Raw genomic sequence first — 22603 nt, 5'->3', positions numbered from 1 at the left:
GTCCGAGATTTGGAAAAAGCCTGAATCTGATGATGAAACCGTAACGAGGACGCGTATCTTCAGACTTCTCCGTTTTTGAAAAACGTGCCTGCTGACATCAAACACCCCAGGTGTCAGACAGGCGATATCCACCGGGCCATGGATCTGCGGGGTCCAACATGTGCTGATGAATTCCGGTGATCCAACCGCGACCGCTTATTTCAGGAACGATCGCCGCGCGGCCACCGACCTGCGCAGTGTCAATGATCCGCCCGGTGAAACGTGATCCGATGATCGAGACAGCCTCGAAGGTCTGGCCGGGTTTCATCACCCCCTTGGCCGCCATCAGCGCCATGCGCGCGGACACTGCGGTGCCCGTCGGCGAACGGTCGACCTTACCCGGCTGGATTGCCACGGCGGACTTGCCGCTCAGACCGGTTTCCGTTTCATTCAACGGGCCGCAAAAGGCGCAGAACGATATATGATCCCAGTCCGGGTTCTCGGGATGCGAGAATCCAAGCTGCTCATTGGCGGCGTTTGTGATCTTTACCCCCAGCCGGGCTATGTCGCGGGCCTCGTGGTCGACGATTGTGAACCCAAGCGCCTGCGCATCGACGACCACGAAACTGTCGCCGCCATAGGCGGTGTCTACCGTGATCGTGCCCAGTCCGGATACCTCAAGCGGGACGGACAGCTTGTCGGCGAAGCTGGGCAGGTTCTGGACAAAGATGCGTTGTGCCTTGCCATCGCGGCATTCCGCACGTACCCGGACCAGCCCACCCGGTGCCTCGAGCACCATGTGGGTTTCCGGCTCGTGCATTGGAATGATCCCGCCATCCAGCAACACGGTTGAGACACAGATCGAGTTGGACCCCGACATGGGCGGCGTGTCTTCGGGTTCCATGATGATCCAGGCGGCGTCTGCCTCGGGGTGTTTTGGCGGAACCAGAAGGTTGACATGTCGGAACACACCGCCGCGTGGTTCGTTCAGAACAAAGTTGCGCAGGGTCTGGTCCCGCGCAATGAAGCTTCGCTGTTCCCAGAGAGTGTCGCCTGGCGGTGGGACGACACCCCCAACGATGACATCTCCAACCTCACCTTCGGCATGGGCCGAGATCACATGTACGGTTTTTCTGCTGCGCATGTTTACCTCAGCTATATTGCGCGACGGGGGCACCCAGCGCGTCGAAGATCGGTGTCACGCCCAGACCCGGACGATCTGCTGCGGTCATCTGGCCATTGACACGCTTTGGCGCGCCTTCGGCGATGTCCACGGTACCATAGGAATTGAAATCGGTGGCCGAGAACGTGAACTCGGACGGTGTCGACCGCGCCAGATGAGCGATGGCGGCGGTGGTGATATCGCCCCCCCAAGTGTCTTCGATGGTCATCGGGATACCATGCGCGACGCACAGATCGCGCATCAGCCTTGCTTTGCTCAAACCTCCTACCTTGGAGATTTTCAGGTTGATCACGTCCATGGCGTCTTCGGCTATGCCGCGGACCAATGTGTTGGGCGTGTCGATGACCTCATCCATCACGAAGGGCAGCGCGGTGCGCCGGCGGATCGACACGCATTCCTCATAGGTCAAACAGGGTTGTTCCACATAGACATCCATGCCCGCGATGGCGCCTACGACACGCGCGGCCTCGTGCCGGGTCCAGCCAGTGTTGGCATCCGCCACCAGCAGGTCGGTCTTTTTCAGAACCGCGCGGGTGGCGTGAATGCGGTCGATGTCGTCATTGGCGTCGCCGCCCACTTTCAGTTGAAACTTCGTATAGCCTTCGGCCGCATAACCTTCGATCTTTTGCGCCATGATTTCCGGTGCTTCCTGGCTGATCGCGCGATACAGCACCACGTCCTGTTGCGCGTCGCCGCCCAACAGGGTGTAAAGGGGTTGCCCGGTCGCCTTGCCCAGCAGATCCCAGCAGGCAATATCAACAGGCGCCTTGGCATAAGGGTGGCCACGCAGGGCTGCATCCATGGTGCGATTGATCTGGCCGATATTCAGCGGATCCTGCCCGATCAGATGTGGCGACAATTCCGCCAGTCCGGCCCTGACGCCCAGGGCAAAGGACGGAAGATAAGCCGATCCCAGCGGGCAGCATTCGGCATACCCCTTGAGACCTTCATCCGTGATGATCTCGAGAACGGTGCTGTCGAAGACCTCGACATAGTTGCCATTGGACCAGCTGTAGCGGCCTTCCTTCAGCGGCAGATCCACCTGATATACGTTCAGTGCAGTGATTTTCATAAGGTGTTCTCCTGATCAGAAGCGTGTGGATGCGAAAGGCTTCATGTCGAGCGCGGGCTTTGTGTCCGTGACCAGATCCGCGACCAGTTCCGCCGTGCCTGCGGATTGCGTCAGACCCAGATGGCCATGTCCGAAGGCGTAAAATACCTGTGGCGCACGCGCCGAGCGGTCGATCAGCGGCAAACTGTCGGGCAGTGACGGCCGAAAGCCCATCCATTGCGTGCCGCCTTCCAAGTTCAGGCCAGGCATGAAGCGCCCGGCCTTTGCCAGAAGCGCGTCGGCGCGTTTGTAATTGGGTGGCAGTTCCAGCCCGCCCAACTCGACCGCGCCACCGATGCGCACGCCGCCGTTGATCCGCGTCACCACAAAGCCGTGGCCACCGAATGTTAGATGGGTGCGCAGATCAAAGGCCCCTTGGGGCAGGGTCGTGTTGTACCCGCGCTCGGTTTCCAGAGGGATGCGATCGCCCAGGGTTTTCGCCAAGTGATGAGACCACGCCCCGGCAGCCACGGTCACCTGTCTTGCATCAATTTCACCGATCGAAGTCGTCAGGCGAACGCCCGCATCCATGGGCGTGAGCGCGCTGATTGTCGCGATTTCGACCTGACCGCCACGGGCGGTGAACCGGGTGGCCAAATGTCTTGTCCAGCTGGCCGGATCGACCGTGTTCATCCAGGTGGGCGTAAAACCCGCATGGGTAAATCGTCGGTCAAGCCCGGGCTGGATTTCCGCAATCGCGTCGGGGCTGTCCAGCAGGTCAAAGGGGATGCCGTGATCCTTGCGCCTGTCCCATGTGGGCAGACTGGCGCGGAATTCACCTTCACCCTCGAACACCTGCAACTGGCCGTCGCGTTGCATCAGCGCTTGGCCGTCGACATCCGCGATCTGGCGTTCCAGCGCCGTGCGGCTGTGATCCATCAAAGCAGCCTGCGCAGACAAGGCCGCAGCATAGCGATCCTGCCAACTGGCCCGCCAGAACCGCAGCATCCACGGCGCGATGTTCAAAGCGTAGGAGGGTGGAATTGAAAGCGGACCCAGCGGATCAAACAGCCATTTCGGAGCCTTGCGCATGATCCCGGGGGTGGCCAATGGCGCGATGTCGGTAAAGGCAAAGGCTCCGGCGTTGCCCTTTGACGCCCCGGCTGCAACGCCTTCGCGATCCAGCACCAGCACGCGCCGGCCGCGTTTTTGCAATTCAAGTGCGGTGCTGATGCCGATGATACCGGCACCGATCACAACGATATCCGTCGGGTTGTCTTGCAGCATGGCCAGATCTTCTCAAACTGTGGCTCGGTTCCGGGGGCTGGATTGCGCCAGTCCCCGATAATTTTGTCAAAGAAGGATCCCACCGCGAAACGGATCGTTCTGCGCGAAAATCAATGTGCCCTCGGCCATGATATGCGCCTGCCCGGTCAGGGTCGGAATGACGCCGCCGTTGGGACCGGGCTGATAGCTCAGCCGGTAAGAGCTGCCGATCACGCTTTCCTGCACGATCTCTTGCCCCGGAACCAGAACCCCATCCGCCGCCAGACAGGCCAGACGCGCCGAACTGCCGGTCCCGCACGGCGATCGGTCATATTGATCGTCCGGGCACAGGACGAAATTCCTGCTGTGAACGTCTTTGTCCGGGGATTTGTCCTGCAAGATCACGTGGTCCACCGGTTCCCCGTTCTCGCCACGCACGTTCTGGTCGATGCAGGCTTTGCGAATTGCAATGGTCAGATCGGTGAGGGCACGGATGTTGCCGGGCGTCACGTCCATCGGGCTGGGATCGACAATGAAGAACCAGTTGCCACCATAGGCCAGATCGCCGGTCACTTTTCCATGGCCTTCGACGTCAACCGACACCGAAGCCTTGACCCGGCGGCTTTCGATATTGGTGACGCGCACCGTATTGGCGTCCAACAGGTCAACCGAGATGACGCCGGCCGGCGTTTCGACCCTGTGCGTCCCAAGACCGATCCGGCCCAGATGGGCCAGAGTGACCCCAAGGCCGATGGTGCCATGACCGCACATGCCGAGAACGGCGTCGGCATCGAAATAGATCACGCCGGTTTCGCAGCCGGACGTTTCCGGGGCGACCAGAAGCGCCCCGACCATGCCGGGTTGACCGCGTGGTTCCAGAAGGACCGATTTGTAGAAAGCCTTGTGCTCGGTGGCCAGGCGTTGCGCGCGCTCGGCCAGCGGGCCCGACCCCAGATCGGGGCCGCCGTTCAGGATGACCCGCGTGGGCATGCCTCCGGTATGGCTGTCGATCACATGCATTCAGCGATGACCCCGCCCTGGCTGGACCAGTCGGCAAACCAGGTGCGGAACAGTTTGTATTGCTGTTCGCAATAGTTGCGCTGGGCATCCGTCAGCTCGTCGGTTTCGTTGAAGTGCAAGCGGTATTCCTCTTCACCGTTCAAGACCAGCAGGTGCTTGTAGTACAGCACCAGATCGGTGCCTTCGTCAAAGCTGGCCAGCACGCCAAAGGCTTCTTCAAGCTCGCGCGCGCGCAGGCGCGCTTCGGCGTGGCCCGCCGCCGCTTTCTGACACAGGGCGGCCAGCAGCAATGCTTCTTTGGGCAGGGCGGTGCCGATACCTGTAATCGAGCCCGTGGCGCCGCAGTTGACGAAGCCATGATAAACCTCGGTGTCCACGCCCACCATCAGCGTGACCTGATCATCTTTCGAGGTGATGTGTTCCGCGGCGTAGCGCAGGTCGCCTTTGCCTCCGAATTCCTTGAACCCGACAAGGTTCGGATGATCTGCACGCAATTCCAGGAACAAATCAGCGCGGGTGGCGAAGCCGTAGACGGGGCTGTTGTATATGATGGCCGGGATATCCGGCGCGGCTGACAGGATTGCCTTGAAGTGGTTGCGCTGTGCCGGGATGGACGATCCGCGCGACAGCACACGTGGGATGACCATAAGCCCTGCCGCGCCGACCTTTTGCGCATGTGCGGCCAGCGCTACGGCAGATTTCGAGTTTATCGCACCAGTGCCGACGACGACAGGAAGGCCGGCGTCGATCAGGCGTTCGACACCTTGCATACGTTCGGCATCCGACAGCAACGGCCAGTCGCCCATCGAACCGCAATACACCACGGCCGACATGCCGGCCTCGATCATTTCCTTGCCCTTTTTCACCAGGGCATCGAAGTCCGGGGTCCGGTCGGCTTTGCACGGGGTCATCAGGGCTGGCATGGTGCCGGTGAAGATATTCTTGGACATGAAGGTGATCTTCCTCGTTGTTTCTGGGGGCCAGTGCACTCAGCGCACGTTGGCCAGGAATTTACGGGTGTGTTCGGATTGCGCAGCACCGAATATCTGCCCGGGCGGGCCGATCTCTTCCATCACGCCCTGATGGAAGAAAGCAACCCGGTCCGACACATCGCGTGCGAAACCCATCTCGTGCGTGACACAGATCATGGTCATCCCTTCTTCGGCCAAAAGGCGCATCGTGTCGAGAACCTCGCCCACCAGTTCGGGATCCAACGCTGACGTCGCCTCATCAAACAGCATGTATTCCGGCTCCATCGCCAGCGCGCGGGCGATGGCCAGACGCTGTTGCTGGCCACCCGAAAGGGCAGATGGGTAGACGCCCAGCTTTTCGCCCAGGCCAACATGGGTCAGTTGGCGGGCGGCGATATCGCGGGCTTCTGATTTTGACAGTCCTTTGACGATCTTGGGGGCCAGCGCGACGTTTTCCAATGCGGTCAGGTGAGGAAAGCTGTTCCATTGCTGAAACACCATTCCCAGCTTTGTGCGCAGCTTGTTGATATCGGTGCCTTTGGCATGAACATCTGTGCCATCGACCCTGACCGAGCCTTGCTGGATCGGTTCCAGCCCGTTGATGCAATACAGCAGGGTCGATTTGCCGGAGCCCGATGCGCCGATCACCGACAGGACCTCTCCTTTCTGCACATCCAGATCGATGCCCTTCAGCACATGCAGCGCGCCGAAATACTTGTGCAGGTCGCGAATTTCGATCATTGGGCCCACCTTTTTTCAAGAGACGCGGAATAGCGCGAAATCGGATAGCTGAGCGCGAAATAGAACGCGCCCGCGATTGTCAGGATCAGGAAAGGTTCCTGCGTCCGGGTGATCAGGATCTGACTGGCCTTGAGCAGTTCGACATAGCCCAGCACCGAAACCAACGCGCTGTCCTTCATCACTCCCAGTGCGACACCGACCCAGGCCGGGAACACCGCGCGCCCGCCAATCGGGAAGACGACATAGCGCAGATCCTGCCAATAGGTCATGCCCAGACTGCGCGCGGCACGGCGCATCGGCGCACCGACGGCCTCGATCCCTCCGCGTGCGACATTCGCAACCAAAGCGGCCGTGTAGATCGACAGGATCACCACGCCCGAGGCGAAGGGGTCCAGATTGAGCCCGACGATGGGCGCAAAGTTGTAGAACAGCACCAGTTGGATGATCAGCGGGACGGAACGGAAAACATCCAGAAACGGGGCCACTGTCAGGGCTGCGGCCAGCTTGCCCTCGTACAGGATCCACCCGCATACCACGCCAAGAAGCGTTCCGATGGATATCGACAGAACCGAAATCCAGAGTGTCCGCAGGGCAGCTTCGCCCAGGAACCACAGATCATTGATGGTGAAGCCGCTGAAAAAGCTGACAGTGGGTTGCATCTGTGCCTCCTTCAATAGCGGAAAAGCCGGGACGCCAGCAGGCGCGAGGCAAGAAGGATGATTTTGACGATCACGTAATAAATGACCGCGGTGACGGCGAAATATTCAAAGATGCGGAAGGTGCGCGAGGCAAAGAACTGCGTCTCGCCGGACAGCTCGCGGAAACCGACCAGCATGCCCAGCGAGGACATGAGCACGGCCCAGACCATCTGATTGGTGATCGGGTGATAGACGATGCGAAACACCTGCGGGATCACCACGCGTGTGTAAGCCTGCCACGCAGTCATGCCCAGAGAGCGAGAGGCCCGCAACTGCGTCTCGGGGACGGCCTGAAAACCGCCGCGAAAGTTTTCGGCCAGATAGCCGGCGCAATTGAAGGTCAAACCCGCCAGCACGATGAAATATGGCGACAGGTGCAGGCCGAATGCGCCAAGCCCGAAGCCGAAAAAGAACAGCTGAAACAAGGCGGGCGTGTTTCGGGCCAGTTCGACCCAGGCCGAGGCGAACCAGCACAGCGGCCCCTTCAGGTGCAGCCGCGTCAGTGCAAGGCACAGGCCGATGAGGATGCCCAGGATCATCGCCAGAACCGCGACTTGCAGAGTCAGCAGCGATGCCTCAAGCAAGTCCGGCAGGCTTTTCATGACCGGCCGCCAGTGGAAGTTGTAATCGAACACAGGTTTTTTCCGAATTGACCGGCTCTTTCGCCCGGCCGAAACCCGACGAAAGAGCACTGGGGGGTGAAATCAGTACATCACGCCGGGGATGCGCAGCTCGGGTGCTTCGCCACCGACATATTTGCCCCACAGTTTCTGATACCGGCCCGAACGCACCTGATGGGTGACAAACAGGTTCAGGAAATTCAGCCAGGTGACGTCCTGTCGTTTGCCCACCACCGAGGTATAGTCGGTCGTCCAGGGCATACGGGGGCCGGCCAGCACCGTTTCATACTGCTGGGTGATCGGCAGAACAGCGGTGTTGGTGGTGATGCCGATATCGGCCTTGCCCTGCGCGACCGCCAGAAACACCTCGTTTTCCGACTGATAGCCCTGATAATTGCCTTCCTCACCCCATTCGGCGGCAATCTTCAGCCATTCCTGTTCCGGCACGGTGCCAATCGCGGCGGCGACGCGTTTGCCGCGGATGTCTTCGAAGGTTTCGATCCCGCTGTCCGCGTTCACGACGCCCTGCGCATAGTAGATTGCATAGGGAATGCTGAAGCCCACGGTCCGCGCCCGTTCAAGGCTGTCCGAGGTTGCGCCGAACACGACGTCGGCGCGCCCGGTCACGATGACTGGCAGGCGTTCGGCCCAGGTCAAAGGCAGGATTTCCGCCTCGACTTCAAGCGCCGCGGCCAGATCATTGCAGTAATCCACGTCAAAACCCGCCGGTTCGTTGTTGGCGTCGCGATACCCGATCGGCGGAAAGTCCAGAACAACGCCGCAGCGAAGAGTACCGCGATCCACGACATCGTCGAGCGTGTCCGCCATCGCAGGACCTGTTGTGAAAGTGGTGAAGGCCGCCAAAGCGACGAGTTTCTTGAGCATGTGATCCTCCCTGAATCAAAGATGCGATCACGAATAAAGGATATTGGATCCAACATCCATAAAAAAATTCCACCGGCAACCGATACGGGCCCGTACCCGGCTAAAGCATGGATCAATTGTTCAAGAAACGCCCTTGGCTGATTGATCGTCTTGGGGGTGGCGGTAAGCCGATGATCCAATCGTTCAAAACGTTGTGGAGACGCTTTTTACGCAACATCCGCATGAAGAACCGGTCATTCTGATCCGGTCCGCGTGGCGCAGCTTGCACCGGGCCAGGATGGATGAAGACAACCCCAACACATTCTGGAACCGTCCGCCAGAAGACTGGGTGCCCGAGGTTCACGGAACCGACCTGCACAAATCCGGACAGGTGCCACAATTCGCTGTCAGGCAAAGCGCAGGGAGATTTTCCGTTTCCCGATGCTGCCAATGGCGTTCAGTCTGTTCGGATGACGCCGGTTTCCACCCACGTGTCAAATCGCGACAGAACAGCTTGACAGAAAGCCGCGTCGTTGATGTGAACATCCAGCTCGGTCATCGGCACCCGGCCGGGCATGACCTTGCGCGCCTCGTCCACCATTTCGGCCAGAGCCTCTGGATCATGCGCCTCTTCGCCTTCCCTGTCCCAGGCCTCGACACCCTGAACAGGCAAAAAGAAATGCACCGGCCCGGTTGCGGCTTCCAGCCGGTTGGCGAGTTCCCGAATCCAGGCGCGCCGTTCGGCGCCGTTGAAAACCGAGCTTTTGATCAGGCGGTTGTGTTCGTGGAACGGGCGATCGGCATATTGTTCGGGGATGTCCTGCCAACCCGCAAAATCCAATAGATCCAGCGCACCGGGCGCCACCATCTGGGGCGTTCCTACGCGCCCGGCATTGGTGACCCGGTCATCGCCGCTGGATACGACAGAGCCCGCCATCAGGTTGCCAAATTCCTGCATGCAGAAGTCCATCACGCAGGCAAACGCGCCTTCGCCCGCCAGTTTTTCATAGGCCATGCCGCCCATGCCGGTAGAGTGGAACACGGCCACTTCAAAGCCGCGGTCTTCCAGTGCCGGTTTCAGAATTTTCATGTAGCGCAGGCAGGACGAACCAAGGCTGGTCATCCCGATCAGAGGTTTGCTGCGATCGGGGGCGGTCGCCGCCTTGGCTGCGCCCACGACGGCCCCGGCAGCCTGGCTGAGCGACGATTTGCAGATCGAATTCATGCCATACAGGCCGCCGGCCCACAGGATCATCTGAACATCCGGCGCCAACCGGTGCGGAGGGATCAGAGGCGAGAAGCTGACCGTTGACACGATATATTTGGGAACCCCCATCGGCAAAGCCTGTGCACAATCAAGTGCAAGGTCTGTGCCCATGGTCCCGCCCGTGGCCAGCAACCCGTCAAATCGACCTTCTGAATAGGCCTGTGCAACAACTTTTGCGGCCCCTGCGGACATCACGCGAAAGGCTTTGTTCTCGTCTCCTTGCGCGATGACCTGTTCTATTGTCATGCCACCGGCAGCGGCAACGTCGTGTTTCGAGATATCCGTCGGTTCGGACGGATCACCCAGAACCGATACATCCATGGTCAGCACGTCAGCGCCCTGCGCTCTGACCGCCTTTTCGATGAACCGCATTTCGGGCTCTTTCGTATCATACGTACCAATCAGCAGGATTGTCTTTTCGGCCATCGGTGCCTCCTGTCTAGATGTGCTGTTGAAGGTATTGGGACATCAACGCCCGGGCGGTTTCAATGAACCGCTCATTGCGTAAGCCCGATCCATCTTCGTTCAGTCGGGATGCAACCCATCCCACATAGGTTACGGCGCGCAGTGCCATGAACAGGTCGAGTTGTTGGGTACAGATCGTTCGTTCAGATCGATACCCCGCCAGCAAAGCACCGCGCAGCCGGTTGAAATCAGGTTCGTGCAGGTTCTTGAGAAGCGTCGTTGCGATATCAAACAGGCGAAAACCGAACCCGGCATCGTCGAAGTCAATCAGCCACAGTTTGTCACCGTCAACCATGACGTTTTCGCGGACAAGATCGGCGTGGATCAGCCCGTAATCCAACTGATTTTCCACGCGCCGAAGGTCACGATCTGCGATATCCCGAAACGCCAGGAAAAGGGCCCGGTCCGTTTTTCCAAGCGTTGGGTTTTCCCAGAAACGACCCCAGACAGGGGCGGCTCCAAGCAGCCCGCTGCGATCCCATGACCAACGCACGAAGCCCTGAGGGGGTGCCCATTGGTCGCTGATGTGGTGCAGCCGTGCCATTTCCCGGCCAATTGAACAAAAGACGCCTGTCCGGTCCTGATGCGTCAAAGCCTTTTCGGTCGCACCCAGAGGGCGGCCCGGCAGCCAGTCGAGCATGTCGACCTGAATGCCGTCCACCAGATGCAGATAGCGCCCATCCGCGGCCGCGACGGGCGTTGGAACCCGGACCCCGTTTTTGCCGAGAACGGCCATCCACTGTAGCTCTGACCGGAGTTCGGCATCCGTTCGCAAGCCCTTGCGATGCAGTCTGAGGGCATAGACGGTCTGGCTTGCCTGAACGCGATAGACACGGTTTTCCCGAGCCGCCACGAGAGACGCCTGGCCATCAGCCAGCCCCCAAAGGGACAGCGCATGTTCCACGATCTGCTTCATGCGACCCATGGCGTTTCCGCCAACACGTCGTCCAGCGTGTCGAAAAGAAGATCCGCGTTTTCGACAGAGAATGTCATGGGCGGGCGAATTTTCAGAGTATTCTTGTGACGCCCAAGCTTGGAGTGAATGATCCCGCGCTGGCGCATGGCGTTGATGATACGGTCAGTGAATTCACCGGCGGGTTCCTTGGTGTCGTGATCAAGGACCATTTCAGCCCCGAATATCAGCCCCGAGCCGCGTATGTCTCCGATGACGTCATACTTTTCTTTCAAAATATTCAGCCGTTTTCGCGCGTGGTCGCCAACGGATCTGGCATGTGCGACCAGGCTCTGGTCTTCGATCTCTTCCAAAACCGCCATCGCAGCGGCACAGGAAACAGGGTTTCCGCCAAACGTGTTGAAGTACCTATATCCCTTGCGGAATGCCGAAATGATCTCGGAACCCGTGACCACGCCGCCCACTGGATGGCCGTTGGCCATGGGTTTGCCCAAGGTCATGACATCCGGCACAACGCCCAACTTCTGATGCGCCCACATGTGGGTGCCGGTTCGGCCAAAGCCTGATTGCACCTCGTCGCAGATCAACAGGCCCCCGGCCTGGCGGACGACCTTGGCCGTGGGTGCCAGCCAACCGTCCGGGTTGTCGGGAAACCCCTCGTTCAGAAAGTAAGGGCAGAGGATCAATGCGGCAAAACCAATGCCGGCCTTTTCGTGTTCCGCAATCTGTTCCGCCACCGCATCGGCGAATTTTGACCCGTCCGGGTCGGGATGGCGATAGCTGTCGGGCGCGCTAACAAAGCGGAAATACCGGCCCAGACCGAAGCCGACCGTCGGGATGTTCGATCTGCTCAACTGGCTGACTAGCGCGGTATTGCCGTGATAGGTGGCGTCGGTGGCAATGATCCCTCGTTTTCCGGTCATCGCCTCGGCCATTCGCAGAGCAATGTCATTTGCCTCGGAGCCGGTACAGGCGAGGATGGCCGTTTCCAGGGAGTCGTCCATCGTTCCGGTCAGTTTTTCCACATAGTCCAGAATCCCGTCATGCAGATACCGGGTGTGCGTGTTGAGCGTGCGTGCCTGACGACAGATCGCCTCGACCACGCGCGGGTTGCAATGCCCCACATGAGGCACGTTGTTGTAGCAATCCAGATACTTGCGCCCGTCCGCATCCCACAGCCAGACGCCTTCCCCTTTCACGAAATGAACGGGTTCGTCATAGAAGGTCGATACATTGGGGCCCAGCAACCGGGCCCTGCGTTCAATGAGTTCCGCAGATTTCGCTGAAAGGGTCATGCGGGCGGCCTTTTTTCAGAGTTTTATCCAAGCGGTTTTCAGATCGAAGTATTTCTCGATCGCGTGCAGCGATTTGTCGTGCCCGTTGCCGGATTGGCGAACGCCGCCCAGCGGAACGGTCAGGTCGGCACCGCCATATGTATTGACATGCACAACGCCGGCGCGAATGCCTGCCACCATGCGATGCGCGCGGCTGAGGTTCGAGGTCCAGACACCACCGGCCAGCCCGTAAACGGTGGCATTGGCAAGGCGCAGCGCTTCGTCTTCGACGGCAAAGGGCGTGACGGCCAGAACAGGGCCAAAGACCTCATTCTGGAACAGGGTGTCGGTCTCTTTCACGTTGGCCATCACGGTCGGCGCCATGTAATAGCCTCCGGTCTTTGTCAGGATGCGGTTTCCGCCGGTCCGGCGCTCGGCGCCTTCGGCCTCGGCCTTGGTGACGAAATCCAGATTGGCCTGAAGCTCTGGCAGGCTGTGGACCGCACCGATCTGGTTGTTGAGATCCAGCGGGTCGCCGACGCGAAAGCCTTCGGCGTGGCGGCTGATCTCGGCGACGAAGTCCTCGTAGATCTCTTGCTGGACCAACAGGCGCGATCCGGCGACGCAGACCTGACCAGAGTTGCGGAAGATGCCCGCCGCGGAAACCTTGGCCGCTTCGGCCAGATCAGGGGCGTCGGCAAAAACGATGTTCGGGGATTTTCCGCCCAGTTCAAGATAGCAGCGTTTCAGGTTCGACCGCGCCGAATACTCCAGCAGTCGCCGCCCGGTTGTACCCGACCCGGTAAACACCATGATGTCGACATCCATCGACAGGGCCAGCGCCTCACCCACGACCGAGCCACGCCCGGTCACGACGTTGAACACCCCATCGGGCACTCCGGCTTCTGCGGCAAGCTCGGCAATCTTGAGCAGGCTGAGTGAGGCGCTTTCGGCAGGTTTCAGCACGACGGAATTGCCTGCGGCCAGTGCCGGTGCAATTTTCCAGCTGCCGATCATCAGTGGAAAGTTCCAGGGCACGATGGCCCCGACAACCCCGACCGGAGCGTGATGCACAAGACCCAGAACGTCACCGCTTGTCGGGGCGATTTGTCCGTAGATCTTGTCGATCGCCTCGGCATAATACCGGAAAGTGGCAGCCGCCGAGAGCGCCTCGGCCTTGTAGGCCATGGTGATTTCGGTTCCGTTGTCGCGCACGCCCAGCACGGCCAGTTCAAGCGCGCGTGCTTCAATCAGGTCGGCCAGCTTCAGAAGCACTTTCTTGCGGCCGGCAGGGGCCATGCGCGACCATCGCCCGTCCTCGAAAGCACTGCGTGCCGCGCGCACGGCCATGTCGACATCGGCCGGTGTGCCTTCGGCGATCAGCGCCAGAGGTTGGCCGTTGATCGGAGACAGAACCTGATGCCGGGCCCCGGTTTCGCCATCCTGACTGCGGCCGTTTATGAAATGCCCGCGCGGAGCAATGTCCTGCGCACGCAGCGCATCAATCGAGGATTGGTCCATGGGGTTATCCTTGCTGAGTTGAGTCTTCGTCGAGAACCGGCTGCGGTCTGATACGTTCCTTGTGTTCCTTGATCAGCGAGCGAACGTGCAGCAGAAGGATCCCGAGGATCATGATGAAAAGCATTGCGGCAATCGGTCGGTCGATGAAATCAAATGGCGACTTCACCCGCGCCATGGCGCTGCGCAGTTTGACTTCCATGATCCCGCCCAGAACCATGCCCAGAATGATCGGAACAATGGGCAGGTTCAGGCGCTTCAGGATCAGCCCGAACACGCCGAACCCGGCGGCAATAGCGCAGTCCGTGACTGAGTTGCGCAGGCTGAATACCCCGACAAAGGACAGCGTCAGGATCATGATCCCCAGAAAGCGCGTCGGGATCTGAATGATCTTCAGCAGCAGGTTGGTCGAGAACAAAAGAAAGACCAGAACAATCACGTTGAGCAGGATCAGCGACATGTACAGCGCCATGACAAAATCCATCTGATCGGCAAAAAGCTGCGGTCCGGGGATCACGTTGTGAACGTAGAAGACGGACAGCATCATCGCGGTCAGCGCCTCGCCCGGAATACCCAGCGCCAGCAGTGGAATCATCGCGGCCCCGGGAACGGCATTGTTGGCCGCCTCGGACGCCACCAGACCTTCGGGTGATCCATCGCCGAATTTGTCCGGGTCCTCAGAGGTTTTCTGTGCGTATGTGTATGACAGGAACTGTGATGTGAATTCGCCTGTGCCCGGTATCATGCCCATGAGCACACCCAGCGATGACGAAACCGTCGCGATGCGTTTCAGGCCCAGCAGCTCTTTGAGGCCCGCGAAGATGCTGCCGCGCACATGGGCTTCGCCCGGCGCGTGTTCTTTGTCGACCAGCAACAGCAGCGCCTGACTGATGGCGAACAGCCCAAGAACGACCACGATCAGATCGACACCTGACGAAAGCCAGGTTTGGTCAAAGGTAAAACGTTTGGTGTATTTGACGGGTTCCAGACCGACGGTGCTGAGGAAGATGCCGAAGAACGCCAGCATCGCGGCCGAGAAGGTTTGCCCGCGATGGGCCAGGATCACCAGAAGGATGCCCATGAGTGCGGCCAGAAAAATCTCGCGGCTGCCGAAATGTGGGGCAACCCAGGCCAATACGGGCGACAGGATGATCAGACAGAGGATCGAGAAGATGCCGCCGAAAAACGACGCTGAATAGGCCAGCGACAGGGCCCGGTGGCCCTCCCCGCGCTTGGTCATGGGATAGCCGTCATAGGTGGTCAGTGCGTTGACGGCCGTACCGGGCGTGTTGATCAGGATGGCGGGGATTGCGCCGCCATACATGGACGACCCGTAGATGCCCAACAGAAGGGTCAGGCCGACGATGGGCTCGAACGCGAAGGTGGCGGGCAGCAGGATGGCAATTGCGACAGCGGCGCCGACGCCGGGCAACGCGCCGATGATGACCCCGCCCACCGATCCGATGATCAGTGCCACGACGACCTGCCACTGTGCCAGAATTGCAAAGCCGGAAATCAGATTGTCCATCTTGGCCTCACAAGTAGGTCAGCGCAAAGGCGCGCAGCCCGTCGGGCAGATATTCGTATATCCGACCCGCAGGAATGTTCACCTGAAGCAACGCGCGGAAAACGACTGCCACGACCGCGCCGAAGCCAAGTGCAACGCAAAAAGCCCCGGGCAATCGAAACCCCAATCGTATCGTCAGCAGGGCTGCAAAAAGCATGGTCGATGGCAGGTATCCAAGCCACGGAACCGCCACGACATAGATCAGGAAGTAGGCAACGTATTCGAGGGACATCAACCAGAACGTCACCTCTCGCAACCGTCCGGGAATGCGTGGGGACAGGAAGGAGCCCAGCAAGTGGAGGCCGCTGAACAAAACCATGCCCCAGATCGCGATCTTGGGCCAAAGGGCGGGCTGGGCAAACCACTTGGTTCGTTTGACGGCCTGAGTCTCAGCGCCGATCTGGCTGAGAAGGAACAGGGAGAAGCCGAAGAAAAGGAAGGCAAAGACAATATCGCCAGGACGTCGATACCTTCGGAACATGTCTTGCAGCGTCTTTGCTATCATCTTGGCCTCCTGTTTGAATCAAACAGACCCGGCGTTGTTCGATCTGGCCGGGCCTGTTTCGGATTATTCGCCCAGAATCTCTTCGATCTTGGCGAAAGAGGCTTTGTCCTGCTCGATCTGAGCATTCGAAGCGTCCGGGTCCTGCCAGTAGATCAGGGCGCCCGTTTCCTCAGCCAGCTTTTTGGCCTTGTCCGAGGACAACGCTTTCTGCGCGGCAGCCGAGATCTTTTCACGCGCGTCGGCGGGCGTGTCCTTGTGCACGAACAGCCCGTTCCAAAGGGCCAATGGCAGATCCGGATTGAGTTCCACGATCGTCGGCGTATCCGGAACCAGTGAAATCCGCTCGCCGCCGATGCTGGCAAGGACGTTCACCTGATCAAGGCAGGGAAGGATAAGCTGTAGCGTCGTATTGATGACATCCACGTCGCCTGAGGCCAGCGTGTTGCAATCCAGGGCGTCGAAAGCCGCTTCGCTGGCAAAGTCGAACCCGCTGCTGACCGCAGCTGCAAATGTGACCTGAGTGGGGGGCAGAACCGATCCGAAATGGCCAAGCGCCACGTCATTTTCCTTGCCGTGTTCGGCCAGTTCTTCCCAGCTTGAAAACGGCGCGTCTTTGCTGGCCGCGATGACGAAGGGATAGGTCAGGAAGATACCAATTGGATCAAAAGGATTCGGGTTGAGTTCGGGAATTCCGATTTCGGGGCCGATGACAGGTACGCCGATGACGAATGAGCCGATGGTGTAGCCATCCGCCGGAGCGGTTGCCACCTCGACCGCGCCGGGGAATGGGCCGCCTCCGCCGCCGGGTTTGTTCACGACAGCGGCAGGCACACCGTACATGGCCTGGAATTCGTCGGCGATCATCCGGGTAAGGACATCTTCCAGATCACCCGGAGGCCAGGGGACGACAAAACTTACCGGCTTTTCAGGGTATTCAGCCAGTGCGGCAGTGGCCGAAGCCGCAAAAGCGGCGGCTGTTAGAAATTTCTTCATTGACACCTCCCGATACTGGTTCATTAATTGAACCGCGTTAACAATAATAATGTTGCTTTGTTAAGTTAGTTCTGTCAAGTAATACCTGAGCAAGAGGACCACACGCACATGGGTACAGCCCTTAACGCCTTAAAAATGCTGGACTACTTTTCCAATGCCCGCCCAGAGATCGGGTTGAGTCACCTTGCGCGGTTGTCCGGGCTGAACAAAGCAACGGCATTGCGTCACCTGCGCGCGCTTGAGGAGTTCGGGTTGATCGAACAGAATCCGATGACGAAATCCTATGCGATCGGGCCGGCGGCTTTGCGTTTGGCCGCGCTGCGAGAGATCGCCAGGCCCGGCATTGAGGGCGCGCGCCAAAAGATGCAGGCCGCCATGCAGGTGGTCGGTGAGTCCCTGCATCTGTCTTTGCTGGAGAAAACGGGGTTGCAGACGGCGCTTGTGGTGGAAACAACGCTGCACAGTGTCCGTGTCAGTCTGGATCCCAGCGAGATGCTTCCGCTCAATGCGACGGCATCAGGTCTTTGCATGCTCAGTTTCGGGCCGGCTCACCTTTTGGAGCAGTTGGATCAGCACGTGCAGGCACGGTTTACGCAAGCCACGCTTACTGATCCGAAGCTTATCAGGGAACGAGTCGCAAAGATCAGAGTTTCAGGCTGGGCCGACAGCCGTGGCAGTTACGAAGAAGGTGTCTTTGGATATGCCGCGCCGATCTTCGGCATTGATCAGGTCGCATTGGGTACCATCGCGATAGCTGTCCCGGAAGCCCGGGCAACCAGCGACCGCCTTCCGGCAATACTGTCCACGTTGCATTCACTTTCGGCTGATCTGACTGCTGGTTTTGGCGGCCAGTTGCCCGACTCCTTTCCAACCGGATTCCACCCGTGACCCGGGGCGGATTCAACACTCGGAGACCCGCGACATGAAAGACTCCAACTTTCTGAAGGAAAACAACGCCCGGTATTTCTGGCACCCGATGGCGCACCCCGCCGACAGCCGGAAGAACCCGCCGACCATTCTCAGCGGTGGTGAAGGGGTCAACATCACGGATGTCGATGGTCACACGGCGCTGGACGCCGTAGGGGGGCTGTGGAACGTCAATCTGGGCTATTCCTGTGAACCGGTGAAACAGGCCATAGCGGATCAGCTGAACGCGCTACCCTATTACTCGACCTTTCGCGGCACCAGCAATGACAAGGCGATCGAGCTGTCCTATGAGCTGGCCCAGTTCTTCGAGGTCGACGGGCTGACCCGTTCATTCTTTACGTCGGGCGGGTCGGATTCGGTCGAAATTGCGCTGAAGCTTGCGCGTCAATATCACAAGGTCCGGGGTGAAGCAGGGCGCACCAAGTTCATCAGCCTGAAACAGGGTTATCACGGCACCCATTTTGCCGCCGCTTCCGTCAACGGCAACCAGAAATTCCGCGCCGTGTATGAGCCGATGATGCCCGGCTGTTTTCACGTGCCTGCGCCGTGGACCTATCGCAACCCGTTTGACGAAACCGACCCCGAGCGTCTGGCGCAGCTTTGCGTCAAGGCGCTTGAGGCCGAGATCGCTTTTCAGGGTGCAAACACTGTTGCCGCCTTCATCATGGAGCCGGTGCTGGGCGCGGGCGGTGTGATCCCGCCACACAAGAGCTTCATGCCCATGGTGCGCGAGGTCTGTTCGAAACACGGCATTCTGCTGATCTCGGACGAGATCATCACCGCCTTTGGTCGAACCGGCAGCGAAAGCGGTGCGCGGCACTGGGGTGTTCAGCCCGACATCATGACGACGGCCAAGGCGATCACCAACGGGTATTTCCCTTTTGGCGCGGCCATGATTTCCGGCGCGGTCGCAGAGGTTTTTGAAAGTGATACCACGGGCCTGGCATCCGTGGATCAGGGGTACACCTATTCTGGCCATCCGGTCGGGGCGGCCGCGGCCTTGGCCGCCCTGTCCGAGATCAACCGGCTGAGGATCTGGGAAAACGCTGCTGCGCGTGGGGATGAGTTGTTTGACGGCTTGCAAAAGCTGGCCGACAAGCATGACGCTATCGGGGACGTGCGGGGCGGCGAGGGACTGATGTGCGCATTGGAACTGGTTTCGGACCGGGCGACCAAGGCGCCTGTCGCAAAACACCTGCCGCTTCAGGTTCAGAAAGCCGCATATGAAGATGGCGTGATGGTGCGTGTGTCTGGCAACAACATCATTCTATCGCCGCCGCTGATCGTCACTTCGGAAGATGTGGCCAAAATTCTGTCGGCGCTGGATACCGGTCTTGCCACTTTGTAGGCGGTTGAACGACCCCTTCGGAACCTGGCGGGGTCAGACTTTGATAGCTTGCAGATCCTCGAGCAGGTCCAGCAACTGATTCAGTTTCTCCTTGCCCATCTGCGCTTCGATATTGCTGGAGATCGCAAGTGAAGTGGCCAGGTTTTCCCTGAGGATGGTGCGGCCTGCTTCGGTGATCTTGACCATGGTGCGGCGTTTGTCTTCGCTATCCTGACGGCGGGTAATCTGGCCGTCAGCCTCCATCGTGCGCAAAATGCGGGTCACGCTGGGCAGCAACAGGCACGCCTCGTGCGCGATGGTGCTTTGCTCCACTTCGCCCAACTCGTCCAGAACACGCAGGATGCGCCATTTCTGCTCGGTCAGTTGAATGCCTTGCAGCATATCCCGGATCGGAGCCATGACGGTTTCGCGGGCACGCAGCAACGCGATCGGAAGGGACCGGGCAGTGCTTTTGGAGTGGCTTTGAGTGTTCATGCGGCCTTCTAGAACGCCGTTTTGGGAATTGCAAAGATTAACAAAGCAATCTCTTGACAGGGGGTGCATTAAAAACTAAACATGTTAACTAATAAAGGAGAGACCATGCCTCACTTCCACGCCGAATATTCCGGCAATCTTGAAGACAGGATCGACATGGATGGCCTGTGCGAGTGCATTCGGTCAACGGCGGCCGGGATCGAGACCTTTCCCATGCCCGGCATTCGTGTGCGCGCGACACGGGTCGATCATTACGCCATAGCGGACGGCAACCCGGCGCATGGGTTCATTGATATCTCGATCCGCCTGCGGGCAGGCCGATCCGCGGATGTCAAGGAAGATGCGACACAGCGCATATTCGAGGCGGTCAAAACATATCTGGCGCCGGTTTTTTCACAGCATTCCATCGCGCTCTCGCTTGAGATGCGTGACATCGACCCCAAGCTGTCGCCCACGGCCGGTACGATCCGCGACCACCTGTCGGCGACCACGCAGGAGACCTGACGCATGAGCGCACTGGACACAAACATCGAAAAGCTGAACGGCTTTCTGGACCGGTTCCGGGAAACGGGCATCCACAACCGTATAGCGGGTGAAGACCGGGACGGATCCGCCGGAGTGTTTCAGTCGGTCTCACCCGTCGACAAATCCGTGATCTGTGATGTTGCCCATGGCACGGCAGATGACATCGACGCGGCAGCCAAGGCCGCCCACGCAGCCTTTGCAGAGTGGCGAGACATGCCCGCCACCCAACGCCGTCGCATCTTGTTGAATGTGGCTGATGCCATTGAAGCGCGCGCCGAGGAAATTGCACTGTGCGAGTGCTGGGACACGGGGCAGACCCTGCGTTTCATGTCAAAGGCAGCTTTGCGCGGGGCAGAGAACTTCCGGTATTTCGCGGATCAGGTGATTCAGGCGCGGGATGGGCAGCACCTGAAGTCTCCGACGCTGATGAATGTGACGACCCGTGTGCCGATTGGCCCGGTTGGCGTGATTACCCCGTGGAACACGCCGTTCATGCTGTCGACCTGGAAGATAGCACCGGCCCTGGCTGCGGGTTGCACGGTGGTTCACAAACCCGCCGAGGATTCCCCTCTGACGGCCCGTCTTCTGGTGGAAATCGCCGAGCAGGCAGGGCTGCCCAAAGGTGTGCTGAATACGGTCAACGGGTTTGGCCCCGACGCTGGCAAGGCTTTGTGCGAGCATGCGCTGATCAAGGCCATTGCCTTTGTGGGCGAAAGCCGTACCGGCAGTCTGATCGTCAAGCAAGGCGCAGATTCCCATAAGCGCAACCATTTGGAACTGGGTGGAAAAAACCCGGTTGTCGTGTTTGATGATGCGGATCTGGACCGTGCTTTGGATGCCGTGATCTTCATGATCTATTCGATCAATGGCGAGCGCTGCACCTCGTCTTCGCGGCTTTTGGTGCAGGACACGATCAAGGAAGACTTCGAAGCCAGATTGATTGAGCGCGTCAACAACATCAAGGTGGGGCACCCGTTGGACCCCGAGACCGAGATCGGGCCGTTGGTGACCGAAGAACACTACACCAAGGTCACGAGCTATTTCGACATCGCCAAGGAAGATGGCGCAACTGTCGCCGCTGGCGGCGTCACGGTGGGGGATGCGGGCTATTTCGTCCGGCCGACCCTGTTCACCAATGCCACCAACCAGATGCGCATTGCGCGTGAAGAGATATTTGGCCCTGTCCTGACCTCGATCCCGTTCTCGACCGAGGATGAGGCGCTGGAGATCGCCAACGACACGCCATATGGCCTGACCGGCTATGTCTGGACCAATGATCTGACCCGCGCGCTTCGGTTTACAGACAGGCTGGAGGCTGGAATGATCTGGGTGAATTCCGAGAACGTGCGTCACCTGCCCACGCCGTTCGGTGGGGTCAAGGCGTCCGGCATTGGCCGGGATGGCGGCGACTGGAGCTTTGAATTCTATATGGAACAGAAACATATCGGCTTTGCCACCGGTCAGCACAAGATCATGCAGTTGGGTAAATAGATCACGCGGGCCGACCCCGGCCGGGGCAAGCCCATTACACGAGGAGGAATTGCCATGGGAAAGATAGTACAGGCCGCAAAGATCACGCATGTACCCAGCATCTGGATGTCCCACACGATGCAAAAGTACAAGGGCATCCGGCAATCCGCCATTGATGGATATGCACGCCTGCGTCAGGACGCGATCGACCGCGGGGTCGAGACGTTCATCGTGTTCGACACCCATTGGATCACCAATCAAGGGTTTCACCTGAACACGAAGGAACATCACAAGGGCCGGTTCATAAGTCACGAACTGCCGCATATGTTGGCGGATATGGAGTTCGACTATCGCGGCGATCATGAACTTGGGGAAACCATCCTTGACGTTCTGCGCGAACGGGGAGAGCGGGCGCTGGGCCATTCGCACCCCGACATGGGCATGGAATACGGCACCCTGCTGCCGATGCATTTCATCAATGATGGCGTGAATGCCCGGGTTTTGCCGGTGGCGGTCAATCAATTCTCGTCGATTGCGGAAAACCGGGCCTGGGGCGAAGCCATTGCCGAGGGTATCCGACGTTCGGACCGCAATGTATCCATTCTGGCGTCCGGCTCGCTCAGCCACGACTTTACACCGAATGAACGCTCGGTCGACGGGCTGAATGCCGTGAATGGCGAGTTCAACCGCCAGATGGACATGCGCGTTCTGGAGCTGTGGCAGCAGGGCCGATTTGAAGAGTTTCTGGAAATGCTGCCGGACTATGCAAAAAAATGCACCGGTGAATGCGCCATGAATGACACTGCTTTGCTGTTTGGTGCGTTGGGGTGGGGAGGCTACAAGGGTGAGATCGACATTTACACCCCGTATTTCGGCAGCTCTGGCACCGGTCAGGCCAATGTCAGCTTTTCGGTGTGACGCACGCAACGGAACAAAAGGGTTTGGCGGTGATCCCGTCACAAAG

Annotated in this window: 22 protein-coding genes; 5 read left to right on the top strand and 17 right to left on the bottom strand. The window is 59.3% G+C overall.

The features are described from left to right. Positions 1–97: 97 nt before the first annotated feature. The 16 genes from I9184_RS15815 to I9184_RS15740 form a co-directional block, all read right to left on the bottom strand. A complete protein-coding gene (locus I9184_RS15815) occupies positions 98–1123 on the bottom strand; it encodes a proline racemase family protein (protein WP_209835113.1) in 1026 nt (341 codons plus the stop codon). A gap of 7 nt (positions 1124–1130) precedes the next feature. Then, positions 1131–2234, bottom strand: coding sequence for a cis-3-hydroxy-L-proline dehydratase (locus tag I9184_RS15810; protein WP_171724635.1), 1104 nt, complete (start codon positions 2232–2234; stop codon positions 1131–1133). Positions 2235–2249: 15 nt separating this feature from the next. After that, on the bottom strand, positions 2250–3500 hold the full coding sequence (locus I9184_RS15805; RefSeq protein ID WP_209835112.1) for an FAD-binding oxidoreductase: 1251 nt from the start codon (positions 3498–3500) through the stop codon (positions 2250–2252). Positions 3501–3566: 66 nt separating this feature from the next. Continuing rightward, entirely contained in the window at positions 3567–4499 is a 933-nt protein-coding gene (locus tag I9184_RS15800) for a proline racemase family protein (RefSeq protein WP_171724633.1), read from the bottom strand. Continuing rightward, positions 4490–5449, bottom strand: a complete 960-nt coding sequence (locus I9184_RS15795; protein ID WP_171118193.1) for a dihydrodipicolinate synthase family protein — start codon at positions 5447–5449, stop codon at positions 4490–4492. The genes I9184_RS15800 and I9184_RS15795 overlap by 10 nt, the downstream gene beginning before the upstream one ends. A gap of 39 nt (positions 5450–5488) precedes the next feature. Next, positions 5489–6211 (bottom strand): amino acid ABC transporter ATP-binding protein, encoded by a 723-nt coding sequence (locus I9184_RS15790; protein ID WP_209835111.1) that lies wholly within the window; start codon positions 6209–6211, stop codon positions 5489–5491. Next, positions 6208–6870 (bottom strand): amino acid ABC transporter permease, encoded by a 663-nt coding sequence (locus tag I9184_RS15785; protein WP_171636552.1) that lies wholly within the window; start codon positions 6868–6870, stop codon positions 6208–6210. Before I9184_RS15785 ends, I9184_RS15790 begins: the two co-directional genes overlap by 4 nt. Positions 6871–6881: 11 nt before the next feature. Further along, positions 6882–7544 (bottom strand): amino acid ABC transporter permease, encoded by a 663-nt coding sequence (locus I9184_RS15780; protein ID WP_171724631.1) that lies wholly within the window; start codon positions 7542–7544, stop codon positions 6882–6884. Between the two features lie 69 nt (positions 7545–7613). Then, on the bottom strand, positions 7614–8414 hold the full coding sequence (locus I9184_RS15775) for a transporter substrate-binding domain-containing protein (protein ID WP_209835110.1): 801 nt from the start codon (positions 8412–8414) through the stop codon (positions 7614–7616). Positions 8415–8850: 436 nt separating this feature from the next. Further along, a complete protein-coding gene (locus tag I9184_RS15770; protein WP_171636546.1) occupies positions 8851–10086 on the bottom strand; it encodes a Tm-1-like ATP-binding domain-containing protein in 1236 nt (411 codons plus the stop codon). Positions 10087–10099: 13 nt separating this feature from the next. Then, positions 10100–11050 (bottom strand): homoserine kinase, encoded by a 951-nt coding sequence (locus tag I9184_RS15765; protein WP_245218159.1) that lies wholly within the window; start codon positions 11048–11050, stop codon positions 10100–10102. Beyond that, positions 11038–12333 carry an aminotransferase class III-fold pyridoxal phosphate-dependent enzyme gene (locus I9184_RS15760; protein WP_209835109.1) on the bottom strand — a complete coding sequence of 432 codons (1296 nt, stop codon included), beginning with the start codon at positions 12331–12333 and terminating at the stop codon, positions 11038–11040. Before I9184_RS15760 ends, I9184_RS15765 begins: the two co-directional genes overlap by 13 nt. Positions 12334–12348: 15 nt before the next feature. After that, on the bottom strand, positions 12349–13833 hold the full coding sequence (locus tag I9184_RS15755) for an aldehyde dehydrogenase (protein WP_209835108.1): 1485 nt from the start codon (positions 13831–13833) through the stop codon (positions 12349–12351). Between the two features lie 4 nt (positions 13834–13837). After that, positions 13838–15358, bottom strand: a complete 1521-nt coding sequence (locus I9184_RS15750; RefSeq protein ID WP_209835107.1) for a tripartite tricarboxylate transporter permease — start codon at positions 15356–15358, stop codon at positions 13838–13840. A gap of 7 nt (positions 15359–15365) precedes the next feature. Then, positions 15366–15902, bottom strand: coding sequence for a tripartite tricarboxylate transporter TctB family protein (locus tag I9184_RS15745; protein ID WP_152460588.1), 537 nt, complete (start codon positions 15900–15902; stop codon positions 15366–15368). Positions 15903–15965: 63 nt separating this feature from the next. Next, positions 15966–16895, bottom strand: coding sequence for a tripartite tricarboxylate transporter substrate binding protein (locus tag I9184_RS15740; RefSeq protein ID WP_171724625.1), 930 nt, complete (start codon positions 16893–16895; stop codon positions 15966–15968). Positions 16896–17003: 108 nt separating this feature from the next. Between I9184_RS15740 and I9184_RS15735 the strand changes: the two genes are divergently transcribed. After that, positions 17004–17783 (top strand): IclR family transcriptional regulator, encoded by a 780-nt coding sequence (locus tag I9184_RS15735; RefSeq protein WP_171640795.1) that lies wholly within the window; start codon positions 17004–17006, stop codon positions 17781–17783. A gap of 34 nt (positions 17784–17817) precedes the next feature. After that, positions 17818–19170: an aminotransferase class III-fold pyridoxal phosphate-dependent enzyme gene (locus I9184_RS15730; RefSeq protein ID WP_209835106.1), complete on the top strand. Its 1353-nt coding sequence runs from the start codon at positions 17818–17820 to the stop codon at positions 19168–19170. 33 nt (positions 19171–19203) lie between these two features. Here the strand turns inward: I9184_RS15730 and hpaR are convergent, their stop codons facing one another. After that, a complete protein-coding gene (gene hpaR, locus I9184_RS15725) occupies positions 19204–19644 on the bottom strand; it encodes a homoprotocatechuate degradation operon regulator HpaR (protein ID WP_171636528.1) in 441 nt (146 codons plus the stop codon). Between the two features lie 105 nt (positions 19645–19749). On the opposite strand from hpaR, the gene I9184_RS15720 reads away from it, so the two are divergent. The 3 genes from I9184_RS15720 to hpaD are packed head-to-tail and all read left to right on the top strand — an operon-like array spanning position 19750 to position 22557. Beyond that, a complete protein-coding gene (locus I9184_RS15720; protein ID WP_209835105.1) occupies positions 19750–20148 on the top strand; it encodes a 5-carboxymethyl-2-hydroxymuconate Delta-isomerase in 399 nt (132 codons plus the stop codon). 3 nt (positions 20149–20151) lie between these two features. After that, complete coding sequence (gene hpaE, locus I9184_RS15715; protein WP_171636526.1) at positions 20152–21660, top strand: 5-carboxymethyl-2-hydroxymuconate semialdehyde dehydrogenase; 1509 nt, start codon at positions 20152–20154, stop codon at positions 21658–21660. Between the two features lie 54 nt (positions 21661–21714). After that, positions 21715–22557, top strand: coding sequence for a 3,4-dihydroxyphenylacetate 2,3-dioxygenase (gene hpaD, locus I9184_RS15710; protein WP_209835104.1), 843 nt, complete (start codon positions 21715–21717; stop codon positions 22555–22557). Positions 22558–22603 lie beyond the last annotated feature (46 nt).

This window comes from Ruegeria sp. HKCCE3926, assembly GCF_017872515.1.
Classification (GTDB): Bacteria; Pseudomonadota; Alphaproteobacteria; order Rhodobacterales; family Rhodobacteraceae; genus Ruegeria.
This window is presented reverse-complemented; position numbering and strand designations above follow the sequence as displayed.

Excerpts from the sequence above, each read along its gene's own strand:
- I9184_RS15815 (WP_209835113.1), bottom strand. The coding sequence starts at position 1,123 with ATGCGCAGCAGAAAAACCGTACATGTGATCTCGGCCCATGCCGAAGGT.
- I9184_RS15810 (WP_171724635.1), bottom strand. The coding sequence starts at position 2,234 with ATGAAAATCACTGCACTGAACGTATATCAGGTGGATCTGCCGCTGAAG.
- I9184_RS15805 (WP_209835112.1), bottom strand. The coding sequence starts at position 3,500 with ATGCTGCAAGACAACCCGACGGATATCGTTGTGATCGGTGCCGGTATC.
- I9184_RS15800 (WP_171724633.1), bottom strand. The coding sequence starts at position 4,499 with ATGCATGTGATCGACAGCCATACCGGAGGCATGCCCACGCGGGTCATC.
- I9184_RS15795 (WP_171118193.1), bottom strand. The coding sequence starts at position 5,449 with ATGTCCAAGAATATCTTCACCGGCACCATGCCAGCCCTGATGACCCCG.
- I9184_RS15790 (WP_209835111.1), bottom strand. The coding sequence starts at position 6,211 with ATGATCGAAATTCGCGACCTGCACAAGTATTTCGGCGCGCTGCATGTG.
- I9184_RS15785 (WP_171636552.1), bottom strand. The coding sequence starts at position 6,870 with ATGCAACCCACTGTCAGCTTTTTCAGCGGCTTCACCATCAATGATCTG.
- I9184_RS15775 (WP_209835110.1), bottom strand. The coding sequence starts at position 8,414 with ATGCTCAAGAAACTCGTCGCTTTGGCGGCCTTCACCACTTTCACAACA.
- I9184_RS15770 (WP_171636546.1), bottom strand. The coding sequence starts at position 10,086 with ATGGCCGAAAAGACAATCCTGCTGATTGGTACGTATGATACGAAAGAG.
- I9184_RS15765 (WP_245218159.1), bottom strand. The coding sequence starts at position 11,050 with ATGGGTCGCATGAAGCAGATCGTGGAACATGCGCTGTCCCTTTGGGGG.
- I9184_RS15760 (WP_209835109.1), bottom strand. The coding sequence starts at position 12,333 with ATGACCCTTTCAGCGAAATCTGCGGAACTCATTGAACGCAGGGCCCGG.
- I9184_RS15755 (WP_209835108.1), bottom strand. The coding sequence starts at position 13,833 with ATGGACCAATCCTCGATTGATGCGCTGCGTGCGCAGGACATTGCTCCG.
- I9184_RS15750 (WP_209835107.1), bottom strand. The coding sequence starts at position 15,358 with ATGGACAATCTGATTTCCGGCTTTGCAATTCTGGCACAGTGGCAGGTC.
- I9184_RS15745 (WP_152460588.1), bottom strand. The coding sequence starts at position 15,902 with ATGATAGCAAAGACGCTGCAAGACATGTTCCGAAGGTATCGACGTCCT.
- I9184_RS15740 (WP_171724625.1), bottom strand. The coding sequence starts at position 16,895 with ATGAAGAAATTTCTAACAGCCGCCGCTTTTGCGGCTTCGGCCACTGCC.
- I9184_RS15735 (WP_171640795.1), top strand. The coding sequence starts at position 17,004 with ATGGGTACAGCCCTTAACGCCTTAAAAATGCTGGACTACTTTTCCAAT.
- I9184_RS15730 (WP_209835106.1), top strand. The coding sequence starts at position 17,818 with ATGAAAGACTCCAACTTTCTGAAGGAAAACAACGCCCGGTATTTCTGG.
- hpaR (WP_171636528.1), bottom strand. The coding sequence starts at position 19,644 with ATGAACACTCAAAGCCACTCCAAAAGCACTGCCCGGTCCCTTCCGATC.
- I9184_RS15720 (WP_209835105.1), top strand. The coding sequence starts at position 19,750 with ATGCCTCACTTCCACGCCGAATATTCCGGCAATCTTGAAGACAGGATC.
- hpaE (WP_171636526.1), top strand. The coding sequence starts at position 20,152 with ATGAGCGCACTGGACACAAACATCGAAAAGCTGAACGGCTTTCTGGAC.
- hpaD (WP_209835104.1), top strand. The coding sequence starts at position 21,715 with ATGGGAAAGATAGTACAGGCCGCAAAGATCACGCATGTACCCAGCATC.